Raw genomic sequence first — 17,298 nt, forward strand, 5'->3', positions numbered from 1 at the left:
AGATCAGACTCCAAAAAATTCTTGAGCATGCACGATGCCGTCGGCAAGCGCATCGATTTCTTCGGTGGTGTTATACAAGTAAAAACTTGCACGCGCAGTGGACTGCATTCCCAAGCTGCGGTGCGCCGGCCACGCGCAATGATGACCTACTCGCACGCACACCCCGCGATCATCCAGTACCTGACCTAAATCATGCGGGTGTACGCCGTCCACCACAAACGATACTGCCCCGCCCCGGTTTTCTGTATCCAGCGGGCCTGCAATGTGAACTCCGGGAATGGCAGAGAGTTTTTCCAAGCAGTATTTAGTCAGTTCTTGCTCGTGCGCGTGGATTTCGTCCATCCCGATTTCTTGTAAGAACTTGACGGCTGCCCCTAAACCAACGACTTGGCTGGTCATCTGGGTTCCGGCCTCAAACCGCTGTGGTGGCTCCGCGAATGTGGTCTTTTCCATCTTGACCACTTCAATCATGGAACCACCGGTCAAAAATGGGGGTAACTTTGCCAACAGGTCTGGTTTACCGTACAAGACGCCAACCCCAGAAGGGCCGCACATTTTGTGGCCCGAGAACGCGGCAAAATCTACATCCAAAGCACGGAAATCCACGGGCATGTGCGGCACTGACTGGCAGGCGTCCAAGACCACCAATGCTCCGACCGCACGGGCGCGCCGGACAACTTCGTGAACGTCGACAACCGCACCAGTGACGTTGGACTGGTGGGTGACCGCAACGACTTTCACGGATTCATCGAGCTCAAGAGAATCCAAGTCAATACGGCCGTCGTCCGTGGTCCGATACCACTTGAGAGTGGCACCAGTTTTCTCACACAACTCCTGCCACGGAACCAAGTTAGCGTGGTGTTCCAGCTCGCTGATTACCACGGTATCGCCTTCGCCGACGTACAGGTCCTCGGAGCGGGGATCAGCCAATGTGAATGCAACCAGGTTCAATGCCTCTGTCGCGTTCTTCGTGAACGCGATGTCAGCACCGTCTACACCGACGAAATTGGCGATGGCCTCACGAGCATCCTCGTAGGCATCGGTGGCTTCCTCCGCCAATTGGTACGCTCCCCGGTGCACCGGCGCAAAAGAATTCAGCACGAATTCCTTTTCTGCTTCCCACACCGATTCAGGGCGCTGGGAGGTGGCCCCAGAGTCCAAGTAAATCAGTGGGTTATCGCCACGAACCGTGCGCGACAAAATGGGAAATTGTGCGCGGATAGCGGTGGTATCCAGAGTAGACATCGTGTGTTAAAACCTAGTTTCTTCGTATCAGCTCGTAGGTGGCCAGCCGTAGATTACGTGCAGCGTGTGCTTTACATGAACTGGTCGTAGCCGCTGGCCTCGAGCGTGTCAGCCAAGTCAGCACCGCCAGTTTCGACGATCCGTCCCTTGGCAAACACGTGGACGTAGTCAGGGTTGACGTAGTTCAAAATGCGCTTGTAGTGGGTGATCATCATGATGCCACCGTTGGTCTCTTCCTGGTAACGGTTGATGCCGTCAGAGACAATGCGCAGGGCGTCGACGTCCAGGCCAGAGTCGGTCTCGTCCATGATGGCAAACTTTGGTTTCAGCAGCCCCAACTGCAAAACCTCGTGGCGCTTTTTCTCACCGCCGGAGAATCCCTCGTTGACGGAACGCTCACCGAAAGACTTGTCGATGGACAAAGCTTCACGCGCCTCGTTAACTTCCTTAACCCATTCACGCAGCTTTGGAGCCTCGCCACGAACAGCAGACACAGCCGAACGCATGAAGTTGGAGGAAGAAACGCCAGGAACCTCAGTTGGGTACTGCATGGCCAGGAACAAACCGGCCTGAGCGCGCTCGTCTACTTCCATTTCTAGAATGTTCTCACCATCGAGCAAAACCTCACCCTCGGTGATTTCGTAGCGTGGGTGGCCAGACAATGCATAAGCCAACGTGGACTTACCCGAGCCGTTTGGGCCCATGATGGCGTGGGTCTCACCAGACTTAATGGTCAGATTCACACCTTTGAGGATTGGTTTTGGTTCTGCGGTCTCGTCTGAAGGCAATACCTGAGCGTGCAGGTTCTTAATTTCCAAGGTAGACATAGCTCACTCTTTCCGTGGTTGTGGTCGTGCGTAGCTAGCGCGTGGTCTGCCCACACCTAGCAATGTCGATTCGTCTGTTATGCCGAAATGGTCGCGAGTTCGTCGTCGACTCGCTTCGCCAAATCTTCACGCAGGCTCTGCACAGGGATGCGGTTGATGATCTCCAGGAAGAAGCCACGGATGATCAAACGGCGGGCTTCGCCTTCTGGGATACCGCGCGACATCAAGTAGTACACCTGCTCGTCATCAAAACGGCCCACAGTAGCAGCGTGGCCAGCCCCGGCGATTTCACCAGTTTCGATTTCCAAGTTAGGAATTGCGTCAGCACGAGCACCGTCGGTCAACAGCAGGTTGCGGTTGACTTCGTAGGTGTCGGTGTTCTCGGCGTTGGATCGGATCAGAATATCGCCAACCCAGCAAGAGCGGGCATCCGGCTTGGAAGAGCCCGGTGCGCCTTGGATAGCGCCCTTGTACATGACGTTGGAACGGCAGGACGGCTGCGAGTGATCCATCAACAAACGGTTTTCGAAGTACTGCCCTTCCGACGCGTAATAGACACCCAGCAGCTCAGCGTCGCCTCCTGGCGCAGTGAAGCTTACGCGAGGAACCATGCGGACAATTTCTCCACCAAAAATAGCTGCATTGTGGCGCAGTGTGGCATCGCGGCCGAGCGAAGCAATCTGGTGCGACAGATGTACAGCGTCGTCTTCCCAGTCGGCATCCACAACAACGTTGACGTTGGCCCCATCGCCGATGACGAACTCGACGTTGTCAGCGTGGGTGCCGGAGCCCTGGTAGTTCAGCACAATGGTGACTTCTGCGTGCTTACCTACTTCGACGGACGTGGCACCGAATGAGGTGACGTCTTCGCCGGCACCGGTAATGGTGATGACTACCGCGTCCTCATACTGTTTATCACCGTCAATGGTGACAACTTGACCGGAAGGCATCGATGTCCAAGCCTGCGCAGCGACACGGTCGGCAGGTGCGCCAGCGCGCCCCAGGCGGGAATCGTCTGGGTTTACCTTTTCGCTGGAAACACCCGGCTGCTCACTAACAGAAATCTTCTGTTCCACCACATCCGAAAAAGTGCCATCATGCAGGCCACGGAGGCTACGCAACGAAATATAACGCCATACCTCATCGCGCCCGCTAGGCACCTGGAAGTCATCCACGTTGAACGACGTGAACTGGTCGCCCTTCGTTGCTGCTTTCGTGGTGTTGAATTCGTTGGAATTAACCAATTTAGCCCACGGATCCTTCCATTTGTAGTTCGATCAGACGGTTCAATTCGAGTGCGTATTCCATCGGCAGTTCCTTGGCAATCGGCTCAACGAAGCCACGCACGATCATTGCCATCGCTTCTTCTTCCGCGATACCGCGCGACATCAGGTAGAACAACTGCTCTTCAGAAACCTGCGACACCGTAGCTTCATGGCCGAGAGTCACGTACTCGTTTCGAATGTCGTTGTACGGGTAAGTGTCCGTGCGCGAGATCGAATCAACCAGCAACGCGTCGCACTCAATATTCGACGTCGAGTGCTTGGCATTCTTGTTGACCTGCACCAAACCGCGGTACGAAGCACGACCGCCAGCACGGGCAACGGACTTCGAAACGACGTTGGACGAGGTACGTGGTGCCATGTGCACCATCTTGGCGCCGGTGTCCTGGAACTGGTTCTCGCCAGCGAATGCTACGGACAGCACTTCGCCCTTGGCGCCTTCACCGGTCATCCACACTGCGGGGTATTTCATGGTGACCTTGGATCCGATATTGCCATCGACCCATTCCATGGTGGCGCCTTCTTCGGCCTTCGCACGCTTGGTCACCAGGTTGTAGACGTTTTGCGACCAGTTCTGGATGGTCGTGTAACGGCAACGGGCGTTCTTCTTCACGACGATTTCGACGACAGCCGAGTGCAGCGAATCCGACTTGTAAATCGGTGCGGTGCAACCTTCGACATAGTGGACGTACGCGCCTTCGTCAACGATGATCAGGGTGCGCTCAAACTGGCCCATGTTTTCCGTGTTGATACGAAAATATGCCTGCAGCGGAATATCGACGTGGACACCCTTTGGTACGTAAATAAAGGAGCCACCTGACCACACGGAAGTGTTCAACGCAGAGAACTTATTGTCACCGGCTGGGATAACCGAGCCAAAGTACTCTTTAAAGATATCTTCGTACTCACGCAGGCCAGTATCAGTGTCCACGAAGATAACGCCCTTTTCCTCCAGGTCCTCACGGATCTGGTGGTAGACAACCTCAGATTCGTACTGGGCTGCGACGCCAGCAACAAGGCGCTGTTTCTCTGCCTCTGGAATGCCCAACTTGTCATAGGTGGACTTAATATCTTCCGGCAAGTCCTCCCAGGAAGCAGCCTGGCCTTCAGTGGAAGAAACGTAGTACTTAATCTGATCGAAGTCGATGTCAGAGAGGTCAGCACCCCAAGTTGGCATCGGCTTCTTATCGAAAATGCGATAAGCCTTCAAACGAGCTTCGAGCATCCACTCTGGCTCGTTTTTCCGGCGGGAGATATCGCGGACAACGTCTTCGCTAATTCCGCGTTGCGCAGAGGCGCCCGCGGTGTCAGAGTCATGCCAGCCGTATTCATAAGCACCGATCGAATCGATAATCTCATCATCGGTCATCTGCGGTGTCTCTGGCTTAGATTGTGCCTGAGTCATGACCAGCTCCTTTCGTGATGGTATGTGCTTGCGTCAAGGGAATATTTGTGGTGCAGATCCCGTGGCCTTCCGCGATGGTAGCCAAAGGTTGCACATGTTGGCTGAGAAGCGAGGTAATGACCTCATGCTCGGCTTCGCATAATTCGGGATGCTCTGCTGCCACGTGTGCGATCGGGCAATGGTGTTGGCACACCTGAATGCCGGATTCTGACGGGCGCACCGTCGACACGTAGCCGTGTGCATTCAACACGTCTGCCAGTTGCTGGGCAGTGTGTTCAACTGCTTGTTCATCAACCTCCTCGTCGGCGTCGGCAAGAGATGACGCCGGTGTTATTGTATCGAGAAGTTTTCGAACACGCTGTCGCGCGAACGCACGAACGGCATCGGAGCCCCCTGCTTCACGCAGTGCATCGAGAGCATCGGATGCCAGACAATCGTAGGAGTGTCCGAAATACGCACGTCCCCGATCTGTCAGGCGGAAATGCTTCGCTGGTCGACCGCGCGATTGTCCCTGCGGACGACGCTGCACGGTTTCAGTCAGCCCATCTTCTACCAAAATGTCCAGGTGCCTGCGCACACCCGCGGCCGAGAGGCCGAGATGATCACCGAGCGTACTGGCCGTCACAGGCCCAAGCGTGAGTAACAAGTGCATTACTTGGCGACGAGTCTCGCCTTCAGTGGTTCGTGTTTCTTTTCCGGAAACCCCAGCAGCCGTGCTGGAGCCACTTCCACCTTCGGTGTGTTTATTGGACTGAGTCACCCTCATGCACCTCCTTTACCCTTCATCGGCGGTAAATCATTTGACAACACTAGTGTTCCTTAAATGACGTGCAGTGTCCAGCTGGGGCCACAGTGGGCCATCCGAACATCAAAAACGCACACACAACGAGTGAGATGTATTCATTCGGTCCCACCGGTGCTCACCAGAAGGCACACCAGTATGACTAAAATGAATCTTCGTGAATTTGCGCACGCTCAACCCATGGCCTTCTATTCGCGCGGTTGCCCCGCGGGTAGGCACTGCTGGTTCACGCTCTGCGCAATTGCACGATGACAACGTAGCGCCACCCGAACGCGATACGCCGACCATCCGCGAATCCCGCATTTTTCATTCCTGGCAGTGGCTAGGCACCGTTGCCACGCTGCTTATTGGCCTCGGCGGCTTGGGGGCAGGAGCGCTACCAGTCGTCAATAACCCATATTCGGATTTCCCCTTGGGTTCGATCATGGCCCGTATGCTGCAAACCTCCTCGGCATTAGTCATGCTCGGCATCGGCATACTCGTCGTTGCCTGGCTCGGCATGGCGCGGTTCGTTGGAATCAGCCTCAGGTTTGGTCACCAGCAGCGGCTGACCATCACGACTCGCGAATTAAAACTCACGCTCGTTGCGTGGTCGTTGCCGTTGCTGTTTACTGCACCGCTATTTACGCAAGATATCTACTCTTATCTGGCAAATGGCTCGATTGTTGCGCAAGGCATGAGTCCGTACGAGGCTGGGCCGGTCGAACTTCTTGGCACAGAACACCCTTTGGCTCGCTCGGTTCCTTTCATCTGGGCACAATCACCGTCGCCATATGGCCCAGTCGCATTGGGTATTGCCGGTGCTATTAGTCAGCTCACCGGAGACGGCATTGTATTCGGCGTGCTGGCGCACCGCATCATCTCACTTCTTGGAATTACCGCAATGGCCTGGGGATTAGCCAAACTTTCGCGACGCTGCGGACTCGCGCCGGAAAGCGCACTGTGGCTTGGCGTGCTCAACCCAGTGGTGATGCTGCATCTTTTGGGCGGCATCCACAATGAAGCAATTTTATTAGGGTTTTTGCTTGTCGGAATTGAATTAGCGTTACGTGGAATGGACCATCCGCACGCGTTTCAACGCTGGGGATTACTGTGCGCCAGCGGATTTTTCATCTCATGCGCCGGGATGGTCAAGGTTACTGGCTTTATTGCCTTAGGTTTTGTGGGTATGGCTCTAGCACGGTGGCTGGTCGGTTTCGGAATGCGGCGCGGATTGGCTGTCGTGGTTGCAGCTTCTTTCTACTTTCTTATTCTTACCGCCAGCATCATCGTCGTCACGCTTCTTACTGGCATCGATCTTGGTTGGATCAGTGCACAAGGCGGTGCGGCCACAATCCGCAGTTGGCTGTCTCTGACAACGGCATTAGGGGTCATTAGCGGTTTCGTCGGCACGCTTTTGGGCCTAGGAGATCACACAGAATCCATCCTGGTACTCACTCGAACTTTAGGTGTGGTGGTTTCTGGAGTATTCCTGCTCCGCATGCTGTTTGCCACATTTCGCGGTGCTATCCACCCAGTAGGTGGTCTGGGCATGGCGACGTTAGTGTTGGTGATCTTTTTCCCGGTGGTACACCCCTGGTACCTACTGTGGGCGATCGTGCCACTGGCTGCATGGGCAAATCGTGCCGTATTCCACCTGTTGGTCACCATCTACTGTGTGATCGTCAGTTTTCTGACTCTACCCCGAGGAATGGCGTTGCCACCGGAGGTTGTCACCGGCATTTACCTCCAAGCATTGCTTACTGCCCTGGTGCTTTGTGCTGTTTTCTGGGTTATTCATTACCTGCTTCGGCATCGCAAAGCATCTGCCCTAGAATGAAGACCGTGCATACAACTTTCGATGGCTCCGATGGATCCGACGCGAACAACGCGCCCGCCGTGGTAATCGACAACGTCAGCAAGAAATTCGGTGACACAATCGCAGTCGATGAACTAAGTCTGACAGTTCCACGCGGGTGCATTGTTTCTTTGCTTGGCCCCAATGGAGCGGGAAAAACCACCACCATCGAAATGTGCGAAGGCTTCACGCAACCCACTTCCGGCCAGATCTCCGTGTTGGGAATGGATCCCGCAACGCAACCGGATAAGGTGCGCCAACGCATCGGCATGATGCTGCAAGGCGGCGGCGGATATTCTGGCGCCACCGTGGCCGAACAACTCACCCTTGCCGCTAAATACTATAAAAACCCACATGATCCGGAATGGCTCATCGATATCGTCGGACTTTCCCAGCACCGCTCTACGACGTATCGGCGTTTATCCGGCGGCCAACAGCAGCGTCTTTCGCTTGCCCTGGCGCTGCTACCCCGACCAGAATTAATCTTTCTCGATGAACCAACTGCTGGAATGGATGCCCAAGCGCGTAGGTTAACCTGGGAGCTCATCGAGGCCCTGCGTCGTGACGGCGTGACCGTGGTACTCACCACCCATTTGCTTGATGAAGCCGAAAAATTGTCCGACTATGTCTACATCATCAACCACGGGAAGTTGCAGGTTGCGGGCACGCCGCACGAGCTACTCACACAAACCGCGGGGGAAAGTCTGACGTTTGCTACCGACGTTGAGCTTGCCGACGATCTCTTCCCCGCCGAGTGGACGGTGACTGCAGTCGGACACCACCGCTATCGCTTACACTCAGCCCCTACCCCAAAGCTGCTCGCTCAGCTGACCGCCACCTTGGCCGAGCACAATATCTTATTGCGCGAATGTAATGTCACTGCCCGTAGCCTAGAAGATGTCTTCCTAGCAGTAACCGAAAACGTTGATCACAGTGCATAGTTTTAGTACCGACACTTTCCGTCCAGCGCCGAACCCGGCCTCATTCGCCAGAATCGCCGCCGCACAAACGCGAATGGAAACTGCGCTGATTATGCGCCACGGCGAACAGTTACTTTTGAATATTGTTGTTCCACTCGCCATTTTAATCGGGGCTTCTGTGGTACCGGTATTAGGCGAAGACCGCGGCATTGATGAAATTTTTCCTATGGTCCTAGCCGTGGCTGCCATGGGTTCTGGTTTTACCGGACAAGCCATCGCGGTAGCCTTTGACCGCCGCTATGGTGCCTTAAAGCGCTTGGGAGCTTCCGGTGTCCCCCGTCGGGCAATAATCGTCGGCAAGATCGCCGCGATCGCCATCGTCACCTTGTTGCAAGCGATCCTGCTGGCTATTGCAGCAGCAGCGCTCGGTTTTAGTACCGGTATCGTCGCATACCTCCTGTCGGCCGTAGTACTGCTGCTATCCGCTGCCAGCTTTACTGCTTTTGGGCTCTTATTGGGCGGTACTCTCGCGGCCGAAAAAGTTCTGGGCTTGGGGAATTTCTTCTGGCTTGTGTTGCTCGGCGTTGTCGGCTGGGTGCTGTATTCGCAAGGCCTGTCCAGTAACGGAGCATGGACGATAGTGCCGTCGGTCGCTGTGGCCTCGGGGCTAACGGAAAGTTTGCGCGGCACCATCCCCATCACCGAATTGGCCGTGATCTTAGCCTGGGGATTAGGTGCAGCAGGGTTAGCAAGTAAGAAATTCAGGTTCTCCTAAAACTTCGAACCTGCTGTGGGCAATCCCTCAGGCTACTCGCCGCGTAAGCGTTCGGAACCCGAGTTTGTGCAGAGTAGGATGAGCGATGTGAGTAGCGTAAATCAGCAGACACACCAAAGCCTGAAATGGCAGCGACGGCTCGCCCTAATCCTGCTTATTTCGCAAGCCGGAATTACGGTATCTGGCTCGATCGTTCGGGTCACAGGCTCCGGGCTAGGCTGTGATACTTGGCCGAATTGCCACGAAGGCTCCCTCGTGCCCGTCGCTGGCGCACAGCCGTGGGTGCATCAACTCATCGAATTCGGTAATCGCCTACTGACCTTCGTCGTTGCCGCAGCCGCCATCGCCGTACTCGTAGTCGTCATGAAAGCTGGCCGACGCCGCGAACTCGTCGTCTACGGCACACTCTCAATCATCGGCATCGGCGTGCAAGCTGTGATCGGCGGCATCTCTGTGCATATGGACCTGCACTGGTGGTTCGTCGCATTGCACTTCTTGCCTTCGATGGCACTCGTGTGGATCGCCGCACTGCTGTACGCGCGGATCCCAGAAGACGACCAGCAAGCACCACACCGGGTCTTTGGTGCGCATACGCGTCGATTCGCACTCGCGGGCGCCATCGCCTTGGCAGTCGTGTTGATGACCGGCACGATGGTTACCGGTTCCGGACCACATTCTGGTGATGCAGATGCTGGAATGGAAGGCCGTTTAGAGCTCGATACCGAAGTTCTAGCAGTCGTGCACGCGGTATGCATGTACGCCTACTTGCTGCTTACTCTGCTGGTGCTGTGGCAGTTGTACAAACAAAAAGCTCCACAGCGAGCCAAACGCACCGCGTGGGTGCTAGTCGTAGTCATCATCATCCAGTGGGCAATTGGCGTCGCACAGTTTTACCTCGGCGTCCCCCGGTGGACCGTGCCGTTCCACATTGCGATGAGCTCAGTGGTCGTGGCGTTTACCGCTGTTCTCTGGGCTCGGGGCTACGCCCGACCGCACTATGACATTCAGCGGTCAGAGGATCGGCAACTCCAGACCAACTAACTCACGACGCTGCCGCAGTCTGTAACCTCGGTAACCATGAAGGCAATACAGATTGAACAAACCGGCGGGCCGGAAGTCCTTCAGCTCGCTGAGGTTGCAGCACCTGAACCATCCGACGGACAAATCCTCGTCGATGTCCTCGTCGCTGGTGTGAACTACATCGATACCTATTATCGCGAGGGCATTTACGACGCCGAACCACCGTTTACTCCCGGATTTGAAGGCGTCGGGCGGGTCCGCCATGATCCACAAGGCGAAATCGCTCAGGGCACCATGGTCGCCTGGAACACCGCATTCGGATCCTACGCAGAACAAGTCTGTGTAGATCGTGACAAGGTGGTGGCAGTACCTAATGATTTTGACCTACCAACTGCCGCTTCCATGCTGCTGCAGGGCATCACCGCGCATTATTTAACCCACGGAGTCTACGAACTTGGTGAAGGCGATAGCTGTGTCATCACCGCTGGTGCAGGCGGGGTTGGCTTGGTAGCCACCCAGCTCGCAGCGGCAGCTGGTGCCACTGTCTACACAGTGGTCTCATCCGCAGAAAAAGAACAGCTATCGTATGACGCCGGGGCAACCCGTGTTCTCCGCTATGGGCCGGACCTAGTTGAACAGGTTCGCGACCTCACAGACGGTCGTGGTGTTGATGTGGTGTATGACGGCGTCGGCAAGGATACTTTTGCGCAATCGCTCGATATGGTCCGCGAGCGCGGTGTCGTCTGCTTGTTCGGTGCTGCGTCTGGCCCGGTGGATCCCATTGACCCGCAAGTCCTCAACCAAAAGGGCTCCATCTTTCTTACGCGACCATCCGTGGCCGGTTGGACGAGCCGCGAAGGTGAATTCCAAATGCGCGCCCAAGCCGTCGTACAGGCTGTCGTCGACGGAGACTTGCGGTTTCGGGTCAGCAACTCCTATGCCCTGGAAGACGCTGCCCAAGCCCACCGTGACCTACAAGACCGCAAAACTACCGGCTCCATCGTCTTGCGCGTGCAGGAAGACGAATACGCCTAAGCAGCGTTGCTAGTGGTGCTAGGCCTTAAGCCATGAACGGTGTCCAGCCGATAACAGCATCGACGGACAAGGTGAGGAATAAAATCGCCAAATAATTATTTGACCAGATGAACAGCGCCATGGGTTGCACCTTGGCGCCTTTTTTCACGCCTTGGTGTAAACGATTGGCCATGTATAAGAACACCGCCGCCGTGCTGACAGCACCGACGAGATAGATCCACGACGCAGCTGGGATCAGCACAAAAGAGGTAATAACCATGGCGACTGAGTACAGCAGAATCTGGCGGGTAACTTCGGATTCCTTGGCGACGACGGGCAACATTGGAATACCCGCTCGCTTGTAATCATCCTTGTACTTCATGGCCAGAGCCCATGTGTGTGGTGGCGTCCAGAAGAAGATAATCAAAAACAACGCGATTGCTTGCCACCACTGTGCAGGCTCGCCCGCAGGCGCATTATCGGTGATGACAGCCCAACCAACCATGACTGGCATACATCCAGCAAGGCCACCCCACACGATGTTTTGCGAAGTACGACGCTTAAGAAACTTGGTATAGACCAGGATGTAATGCACGTTGGTCAGAATCACGAACAGCGCGGCAAGCCAGGAATGTGCGAGTAGGCCCAACCACAGCACAGAGATAATCAGCAACACTGAGCCAAATACCGCGGCTTCGCGTTTCGACACGGCGTCGTTCACCAACGGCCTGCCGCGGGTGCGCTTCATTTTTTGGTCGAGTTCATAGTCAGCGACCATGTTGAAGGTGTGCGCGGCAGAAGCACCCATCCAGCCACCCAATAATGTGAGGATGATCAAGCCGAAGTTATTGGCTATCGCTTCCGTGCCGCGTTCTGCTTGCAATATGGCAGGAAGCGCGGCCACCAAGAGCAGTTCAATGATCCGCGGCTTGGTTAATGCGAAATATGCCTTGATCTTCCCCAAGGAAAAATCCTCCAACAACGTGCCAATTAATTCTCTCCACGCCCATTATTGCTAGCAATCGGGCGCCTTAAGAGATAGTCGTTTACAAAGGGCGGAAAGTTCCCACCTACTTTCGGCGGATAAGAACTCACTGTCTCGAACCACCATAGCCTACACGCATCCTCGGGTGTCGCTCATAATCGCATGCAAGTACGCAAACTTAGACAGCTACCTTTAGACTATGGGCAGACCATCGTCGTCACAGTGATAGAACGTCACCGTGATAAGCCATCACCGTTGTAAACAGATTGATGCGAGGAACCTGCTGTGTCACTGTCCCCCAAATTAAAAGCTAAGACCGTACGTCGCTACCCAAGTGACTGGAGCGAGACCGATACCCGCGCAGTAGATACCGTGCGTTTATTAGCCGCCGATGCCGTGCAGAACTGCGGTTCTGGCCACCCTGGCACCGCCATGTCTCTCGCGCCTTTGGCTTATACGCTCTACCAGCGTGTGCTCAACCACAACCCTGCCGATCCACAGTGGGCTGGGCGTGACCGTTTTGTACTTTCCGTGGGCCACTCATCCCTGACGCAATATATTCAGCTTTTCCTTGGTGGTTTCGGCTTGGAACTCGAGGATTTGCAGAAGCTGCGCACCTGGGGTTCATTGACTCCAGGGCACCCAGAATACGGCCACACTGCTGGCGTCGAAATCACGACTGGCCCATTGGGACAAGGCTTGGCGTCATCGGTGGGCATGGCTATGGCTGCCCGCAAAGAACGTGGTCTATTTGACCCGGACGCACCTGCCGGTGAATCCCCATTCGATCATTACGTCTACACCATTTGCTCGGATGGCGACGTACAGGAGGGTGTAACCGCCGAAGCGTGCTCACTGGCGGGTACGCAACAGCTCGGAAACTTGATTGTCTTCTGGGACGACAACAACATCTCCATTGAAGATGACACCGATATTGCATTCTCGGAGTCCGTCGCTAAGCGCTACGAAGCTTACGGTTGGCAAGTTCTCGAAGTAGGTTCCGGCGAAGACGTCGCCGCCTTGGAACAAGCAATCAAGCTTGCGAAACAAGACACGTCACGGCCGACCTTTATTCGCGTACAAACTGTTATCGCTTACCCCGCACCCAACGCTATGAACACGGGCGCATCGCACGGTGCCGCACTCGGAGAAGAAGAAATCCGTGCGACAAAGAAGTTCCTCGGTTTTGATCCGGATCAACATTTCCATGTCGATGACAAGGTGTTGTCACACACGCGTGAGCTGGTCAACCGCGGCACCGAAGCACAACAGGCATGGCAGAGGCGTTTCGATGCGTGGGCAGAAAAAAACCCTGAGCGCAAACAGCTATTCGACCGCATGACGGCCTACGAGCTACCGGAGAACTTCGGCGAGAATATGCCAGTCTGGGAACCTGATGCCAAAGGCATTGCCACCCGAAAGGCGTCGGCGGAAGCCATCCAGGTATTAGCTGCCCAGCTGCCGGAACTATGGGGCGGATCGGCAGACCTTGCCGGCTCTAACAACACGGTAATCAAGGGCGCACCGTCGTTCGGTCCACAGTCGATTTCGACGGATATGTGGCAGGCCGATCCCTTGCAGGGACGTAACTTGCACTTCGGTATCCGTGAACACGGAATGGCCGCAATCATGAACGGCATCGCGTTGCACGGACACACTCGCGTGTACGGCGGCACGTTCTTGATTTTCTCGGAATACATGTACCCAGCTGTACGTCTGGGCGCGTTGATGGGCACTGACACCTATTACGTATGGACACACGACTCCATCGGCCTGGGCGAAGATGGCCCAACCCACCAACCCGTGGAAACCCTGGCTGCGTTGCGTGCGATCCCGAACTTGTCGGTAATCCGCCCTGCCGATGCCAACGAAACTACCCAAGCGTGGGTTGCCGCAATGCGGAAGGAGAAAGGCCCCAAGGGGCTGGCGTTAACCCGACAGAATGTTCCAGTATTGGACGGCACCGCCGAAAAAGCCGCAGAGGGCGTCGCCAAGGGCGCTTATGTCTTGGTGGAAGCCTCCGCCTCGCCAGAATTGATCCTGATTGCGACCGGCTCCGAGGTGCACCTGGCAGTAGCTGCAGCACAGCGCTTGGAAGCCGAAGGAACCCCAACGCGAGTGGTATCGGCTCCGTGTCTGGAATGGTTTGAGCAACAGGATGAGGCTTACCGGGAATCGGTATTGCCACGCGAAGTTCCTGCACGCGTCTCCATCGAAGCTGGTCTGGCGATGCCATGGCACAAATACACCGCACCTTATGGACGCCAAGTTTCTTTGGAGCACTACGGAGCTTCTGCCCCGGCGGAAGAACTCTTCGAAAAATTCGGCTTTAGCGTCGACAATGTGGTCGCTGAGGCGAAGAAGGCTCTGGATCAAGCACCGGCCGCCTCGAAGGTTTCTGGGTGGGGTGAAAAAACCACCTCCGGCACCGCTTCTGAATCGCTGGCCCCAGCACATGCCGTGGATTCTGCAGACGCCGATTCTGCACTCGCGGAACTAGCCGCGGTCGGCACCGCTACTTGGCTGGATGATCTCTCCCGCGAGCGCATTACTTCCGGCAACCTCAAGGAACTCATTGAAACCAAATCGGTTTTGGGTGTGACCACGAACCCATCAATTTTTTCTGCTGCGATGAGTAAAGGTGATTCTTACGACGCTGATATCGCGGAGCTAGCACAGAAGAACCCAGCTGCCGACGAAGCAGTCTATGAATTAGCAATTGCCGACGTGCAAGATGCGTGCGACGTTTTGTCGTCGGTGTATGAACGCACTGGTGGTGCCGACGGTCGCGTCTCCATCGAGGTTGACCCGCGAATTTCTGCCGATACTGACAAGACCTTGGAGCAAGCTCGCAGCCTGTGGCAGAAAGTCGGCCGCGAAAACGCAATGATCAAGATTCCGGCCACCCCAGAAGGCTTGTCGGCGATCACCGCGACCCTAGCAGAAGGAATCTCTGTCAACGTCACCTTGATTTTCTCCGTAGAGCGCTACCGCGAGGTCATCCAAGCCTATAAGGAAGGCATCAAACAAGCCCGCGACAACGGCCATGACCTGTCCAAGATTCACTCGGTTGCGTCTTTCTTCGTTTCCCGGATCGATACCGAAGTCGATAACCGTCTCGACGAGATTGGCACGGATGAAGCACGCAGCCTGCGCGGACAGGCTGGTATCGCTAACGCTCGACGTGCATACGCTCTGTTTATTGATGAGTTCCAGGACTTTGACATTCCAGGCGCCAACAAACAGCGGCCGCTGTGGGCGTCGACTGGTGTCAAAAACCCACACTATCCTGCCGACATGTACGTAACGGAACTGGCTGGTCCGGACACCGTAAACACTATGCCGGAAGCAACGCTGGAGGCCGTACTCGAAAGCGGTATTATCAAGGGTGACACGTTGACTGGTGCTGGTGACAAAGCTGGCGCAATCTTTAGTCAGCTGGAATCCGTAGGCATCGATTTCGCCGAGGTCTATGCCAAACTCGAGCTTGAAGGCATTGACAAGTTTGTTAAGGCATGGGAAGAACTGCTGGAATCTATGTCGCAGCGTTTGCGCTAAAGTACCCCTGCCAGTTCCCCATCTAACTTTCCATAGCATGACACCGCCCATGGTTATGGGCTGAGAAAGGACCATTCGCCTGTGACGTCGAATCCTTGGCATAATCCCCTGCGCAATCCGCACGATTCCCGACTGCCGAGGATCGCCGGCCCTTCGGGCATGGTGATTTTCGGAGTCACAGGTGATTTGGCCTATAAGAAGCTCCTGCCAGCTATTTATGATTTGGCCAACCGCGGCCTGTTATCCTCAGCATTCGTTCTGGTTGGCTTTGGCCGCAGGGAGTGGTCCAACGACGATTTCGTGGATTACGTCAAAGCCGCCGTACAAGACGGAGCGCGCACTCCGTTCCGGGAAAATGTCTGGCGCCAGCTGGCTGCCGGCATGGAATTTGTCACCGGGGGCTTTGATAACGACGGTTTCGACCAGCTCGCCGCACGAATCGCTGAGGTAGATCAACACCGCGGTACCGCTGGCAACTGGGCTTACTATCTGTCCATTCCCCCCAGCTTTTTCTCCGAAGTATGCCACCAGCTCGAGCGCACCAATATGGTCAGCACCGAGCCCGGTGCTTGGCGTCGGGTGATCATTGAGAAACCGTTTGGCCACGACGAAAGCTCAGCTCGCGAGCTCAACGAGATCGTCAACCAGGTATTCCCTGAGGATTCGGTCTATCGCATTGATCATTACCTTGGCAAAGAGACCGTTCAAAACATCCTGGCGCTGCGTTTTGCCAACTCGATTTTTGAGCCGATCTGGAATGCCCGCCACATCGACCACGTCCAAATCACCATGGCCGAAGACATCGGGCTCGGAGGGCGCGCCGGGTACTACGATGGTATTGGGGCTGCACGCGATGTCATGCAAAACCACCTCTTGCAGCTTTTGGCGTTGGTCGCGATGGAAGAACCCATTTCGTTCACCCCCGATGCGCTGCGCGCTGAGAAGGTGAAAATTCTGCAAGCAACCTCGCTGGCCACCCCGCTGGAGCATACTACCGCGCGTGGGCAATATTCCGCGGGCTGGCAGGGCTCTCAACAAGTCCAAGGCCTGCGTGAAGAAGAAGGCTTCGATCCCGAATCGACCACCGAAACCTATGCAGCCTGCACGCTGGAAATTAATTCACGTCGATGGGCTGGGGTGCCGTTCTACCTGCGCACTGGCAAACGCTTGGGGCGCCGCGTGACCGAGATCGCGCTGGTTTTCAAGCACGCTCCCCACCAACCCTTTGCGAAAAACGGTGCCCAGCATGGACAAAATACCGTGGTTATCCGTGTGCAGCCGGATGAAGGCGTGCTGATGCGCTTCGGATCCAAGGTTCCCGGCTCTGGTATGGAAGTTCGCGACGTGAATATGGATTTCTCCTACGCAGAGGCATTTACCGAGGAATCCCCCGCCGCCTACGAGCGCCTGATCCTCGATGCGCTGCTAGACGAGTCAAGTTTGTTCCCGACGAACAAAGAAGTGGAACTAAGCTGGGCGATTTTAGACCCGATGCTGGAATACTGGCAGCATGCAGACCAACCAGAAAGCTATCCCGCGGGTAGCTGGGGGCCTGCCAGCGCTGATGCGATGTTGGCACGACGCGGCCATGCCTGGCGGCGCCCGTAGACCGTGTCCGTGACTGACC

12 protein-coding genes and 2 pseudogenes are annotated in these 17,298 nt (G+C 55.7%); 8 read left to right on the forward strand and 6 right to left on the reverse strand.

Annotated features, from left to right (window positions below; translation table 11 throughout):
* Nucleotides 1-3: 3 nt before the first annotated feature.
* From ACP8MI_RS05590 to ACP8MI_RS05610, 5 genes are all read right to left on the reverse strand, one after another.
* Nucleotides 4-1,245 carry a cysteine desulfurase gene (locus ACP8MI_RS05590; RefSeq protein WP_018119580.1) on the reverse strand — a complete coding sequence of 414 codons (1,242 nt, stop codon included), beginning with the start codon at nt 1,243-1,245 and terminating at the stop codon, nt 4-6.
* Between the two features lie 71 nt (nt 1,246-1,316).
* Entirely contained in the window at nt 1,317-2,072 is a 756-nt protein-coding gene (gene sufC, locus ACP8MI_RS05595; RefSeq protein ID WP_018119581.1) for a Fe-S cluster assembly ATPase SufC, read from the reverse strand.
* Between the two features lie 77 nt (nt 2,073-2,149).
* Nucleotides 2,150-3,316: a Fe-S cluster assembly protein SufD gene (sufD, locus tag ACP8MI_RS05600; RefSeq protein WP_018119582.1), complete on the reverse strand. Its 1,167-nt coding sequence runs from the start codon at nt 3,314-3,316 to the stop codon at nt 2,150-2,152.
* A 1-nt stretch (nt 3,317) separates the two neighbouring features.
* Nucleotides 3,318-4,760 (reverse strand): Fe-S cluster assembly protein SufB, encoded by a 1,443-nt coding sequence (gene sufB, locus ACP8MI_RS05605; protein WP_018119583.1) that lies wholly within the window; start codon nt 4,758-4,760, stop codon nt 3,318-3,320.
* Entirely contained in the window at nt 4,741-5,526 is a 786-nt protein-coding gene (locus ACP8MI_RS05610; RefSeq protein ID WP_081604885.1) for a helix-turn-helix transcriptional regulator, read from the reverse strand. Before ACP8MI_RS05610 ends, sufB begins: the two co-directional genes overlap by 20 nt.
* 193 nt (nt 5,527-5,719) lie before the next feature.
* On the opposite strand from ACP8MI_RS05610, the gene mptB reads away from it, so the two are divergent.
* From mptB to ACP8MI_RS05635, 5 genes are all read left to right on the forward strand, one after another.
* Nucleotides 5,720-7,381, forward strand: coding sequence for a polyprenol phosphomannose-dependent alpha 1,6 mannosyltransferase MptB (gene mptB / locus ACP8MI_RS05615; RefSeq protein ID WP_018119585.1), 1,662 nt, complete (start codon nt 5,720-5,722; stop codon nt 7,379-7,381).
* Nucleotides 7,378-8,340, forward strand: coding sequence for an ABC transporter ATP-binding protein (locus tag ACP8MI_RS05620; protein ID WP_018119586.1), 963 nt, complete (start codon nt 7,378-7,380; stop codon nt 8,338-8,340). Before mptB ends, ACP8MI_RS05620 begins: the two co-directional genes overlap by 4 nt.
* Complete coding sequence (locus tag ACP8MI_RS05625; RefSeq protein WP_026167703.1) at nt 8,333-9,094, forward strand: ABC transporter permease; 762 nt, start codon at nt 8,333-8,335, stop codon at nt 9,092-9,094. Before ACP8MI_RS05620 ends, ACP8MI_RS05625 begins: the two co-directional genes overlap by 8 nt.
* A 78-nt stretch (nt 9,095-9,172) precedes the next feature.
* Nucleotides 9,173-10,135 (forward strand): COX15/CtaA family protein, encoded by a 963-nt coding sequence (locus tag ACP8MI_RS05630; RefSeq protein WP_051067287.1) that lies wholly within the window; start codon nt 9,173-9,175, stop codon nt 10,133-10,135.
* A 36-nt stretch (nt 10,136-10,171) separates the two neighbouring features.
* Nucleotides 10,172-11,149: a quinone oxidoreductase family protein gene (locus ACP8MI_RS05635; RefSeq protein ID WP_018119589.1), complete on the forward strand. Its 978-nt coding sequence runs from the start codon at nt 10,172-10,174 to the stop codon at nt 11,147-11,149.
* Between the two features lie 25 nt (nt 11,150-11,174).
* Here ACP8MI_RS05635 and ACP8MI_RS05640 read toward each other — a convergent pair whose 3' ends face one another.
* On the reverse strand, nt 11,175-12,110 hold the full coding sequence (locus tag ACP8MI_RS05640; protein WP_018119590.1) for a heme o synthase: 936 nt from the start codon (nt 12,108-12,110) through the stop codon (nt 11,175-11,177).
* A 288-nt stretch (nt 12,111-12,398) separates the two neighbouring features.
* Between ACP8MI_RS05640 and tkt the strand changes: the two are divergent.
* The 3 genes and pseudogenes from tkt to zwf all read left to right on the forward strand — a co-directional run.
* A pseudogene (gene tkt / locus ACP8MI_RS05645) lies at nt 12,399-14,492 on the forward strand (transketolase); the annotation flags it as partial.
* Nucleotides 14,493-14,606: 114 nt separating this feature from the next.
* Nucleotides 14,607-15,671: pseudogene (gene tal, locus ACP8MI_RS05650) on the forward strand (transaldolase); the annotation flags it as partial.
* A gap of 81 nt (nt 15,672-15,752) precedes the next feature.
* Nucleotides 15,753-17,279 carry a glucose-6-phosphate dehydrogenase gene (gene zwf, locus ACP8MI_RS05655; protein ID WP_026167704.1) on the forward strand — a complete coding sequence of 509 codons (1,527 nt, stop codon included), beginning with the start codon at nt 15,753-15,755 and terminating at the stop codon, nt 17,277-17,279.
* The last annotated feature ends 19 nt before the right edge of the window (nt 17,280-17,298 follow it).

Source organism: Corynebacterium sp. LaCa_70 (assembly GCF_058182015.1).

Coding starts and splice junctions, on each gene's coding strand:
- ACP8MI_RS05635 (WP_018119589.1), top strand. CDS start 10,172: ATGAAGGCAATACAGATTGAACAAACCGGCGGGCCGGAAGTCCTTCAG.
- ACP8MI_RS05610 (WP_081604885.1), bottom strand. CDS start 5,526: ATGAGGGTGACTCAGTCCAATAAACACACCGAAGGTGGAAGTGGCTCC.
- ACP8MI_RS05630 (WP_051067287.1), top strand. CDS start 9,173: ATGAGCGATGTGAGTAGCGTAAATCAGCAGACACACCAAAGCCTGAAA.
- ACP8MI_RS05620 (WP_018119586.1), top strand. CDS start 7,378: ATGAAGACCGTGCATACAACTTTCGATGGCTCCGATGGATCCGACGCG.
- sufC (WP_018119581.1), bottom strand. CDS start 2,072: ATGTCTACCTTGGAAATTAAGAACCTGCACGCTCAGGTATTGCCTTCA.
- sufB (WP_018119583.1), bottom strand. CDS start 4,760: ATGACTCAGGCACAATCTAAGCCAGAGACACCGCAGATGACCGATGAT.
- ACP8MI_RS05590 (WP_018119580.1), bottom strand. CDS start 1,245: ATGTCTACTCTGGATACCACCGCTATCCGCGCACAATTTCCCATTTTG.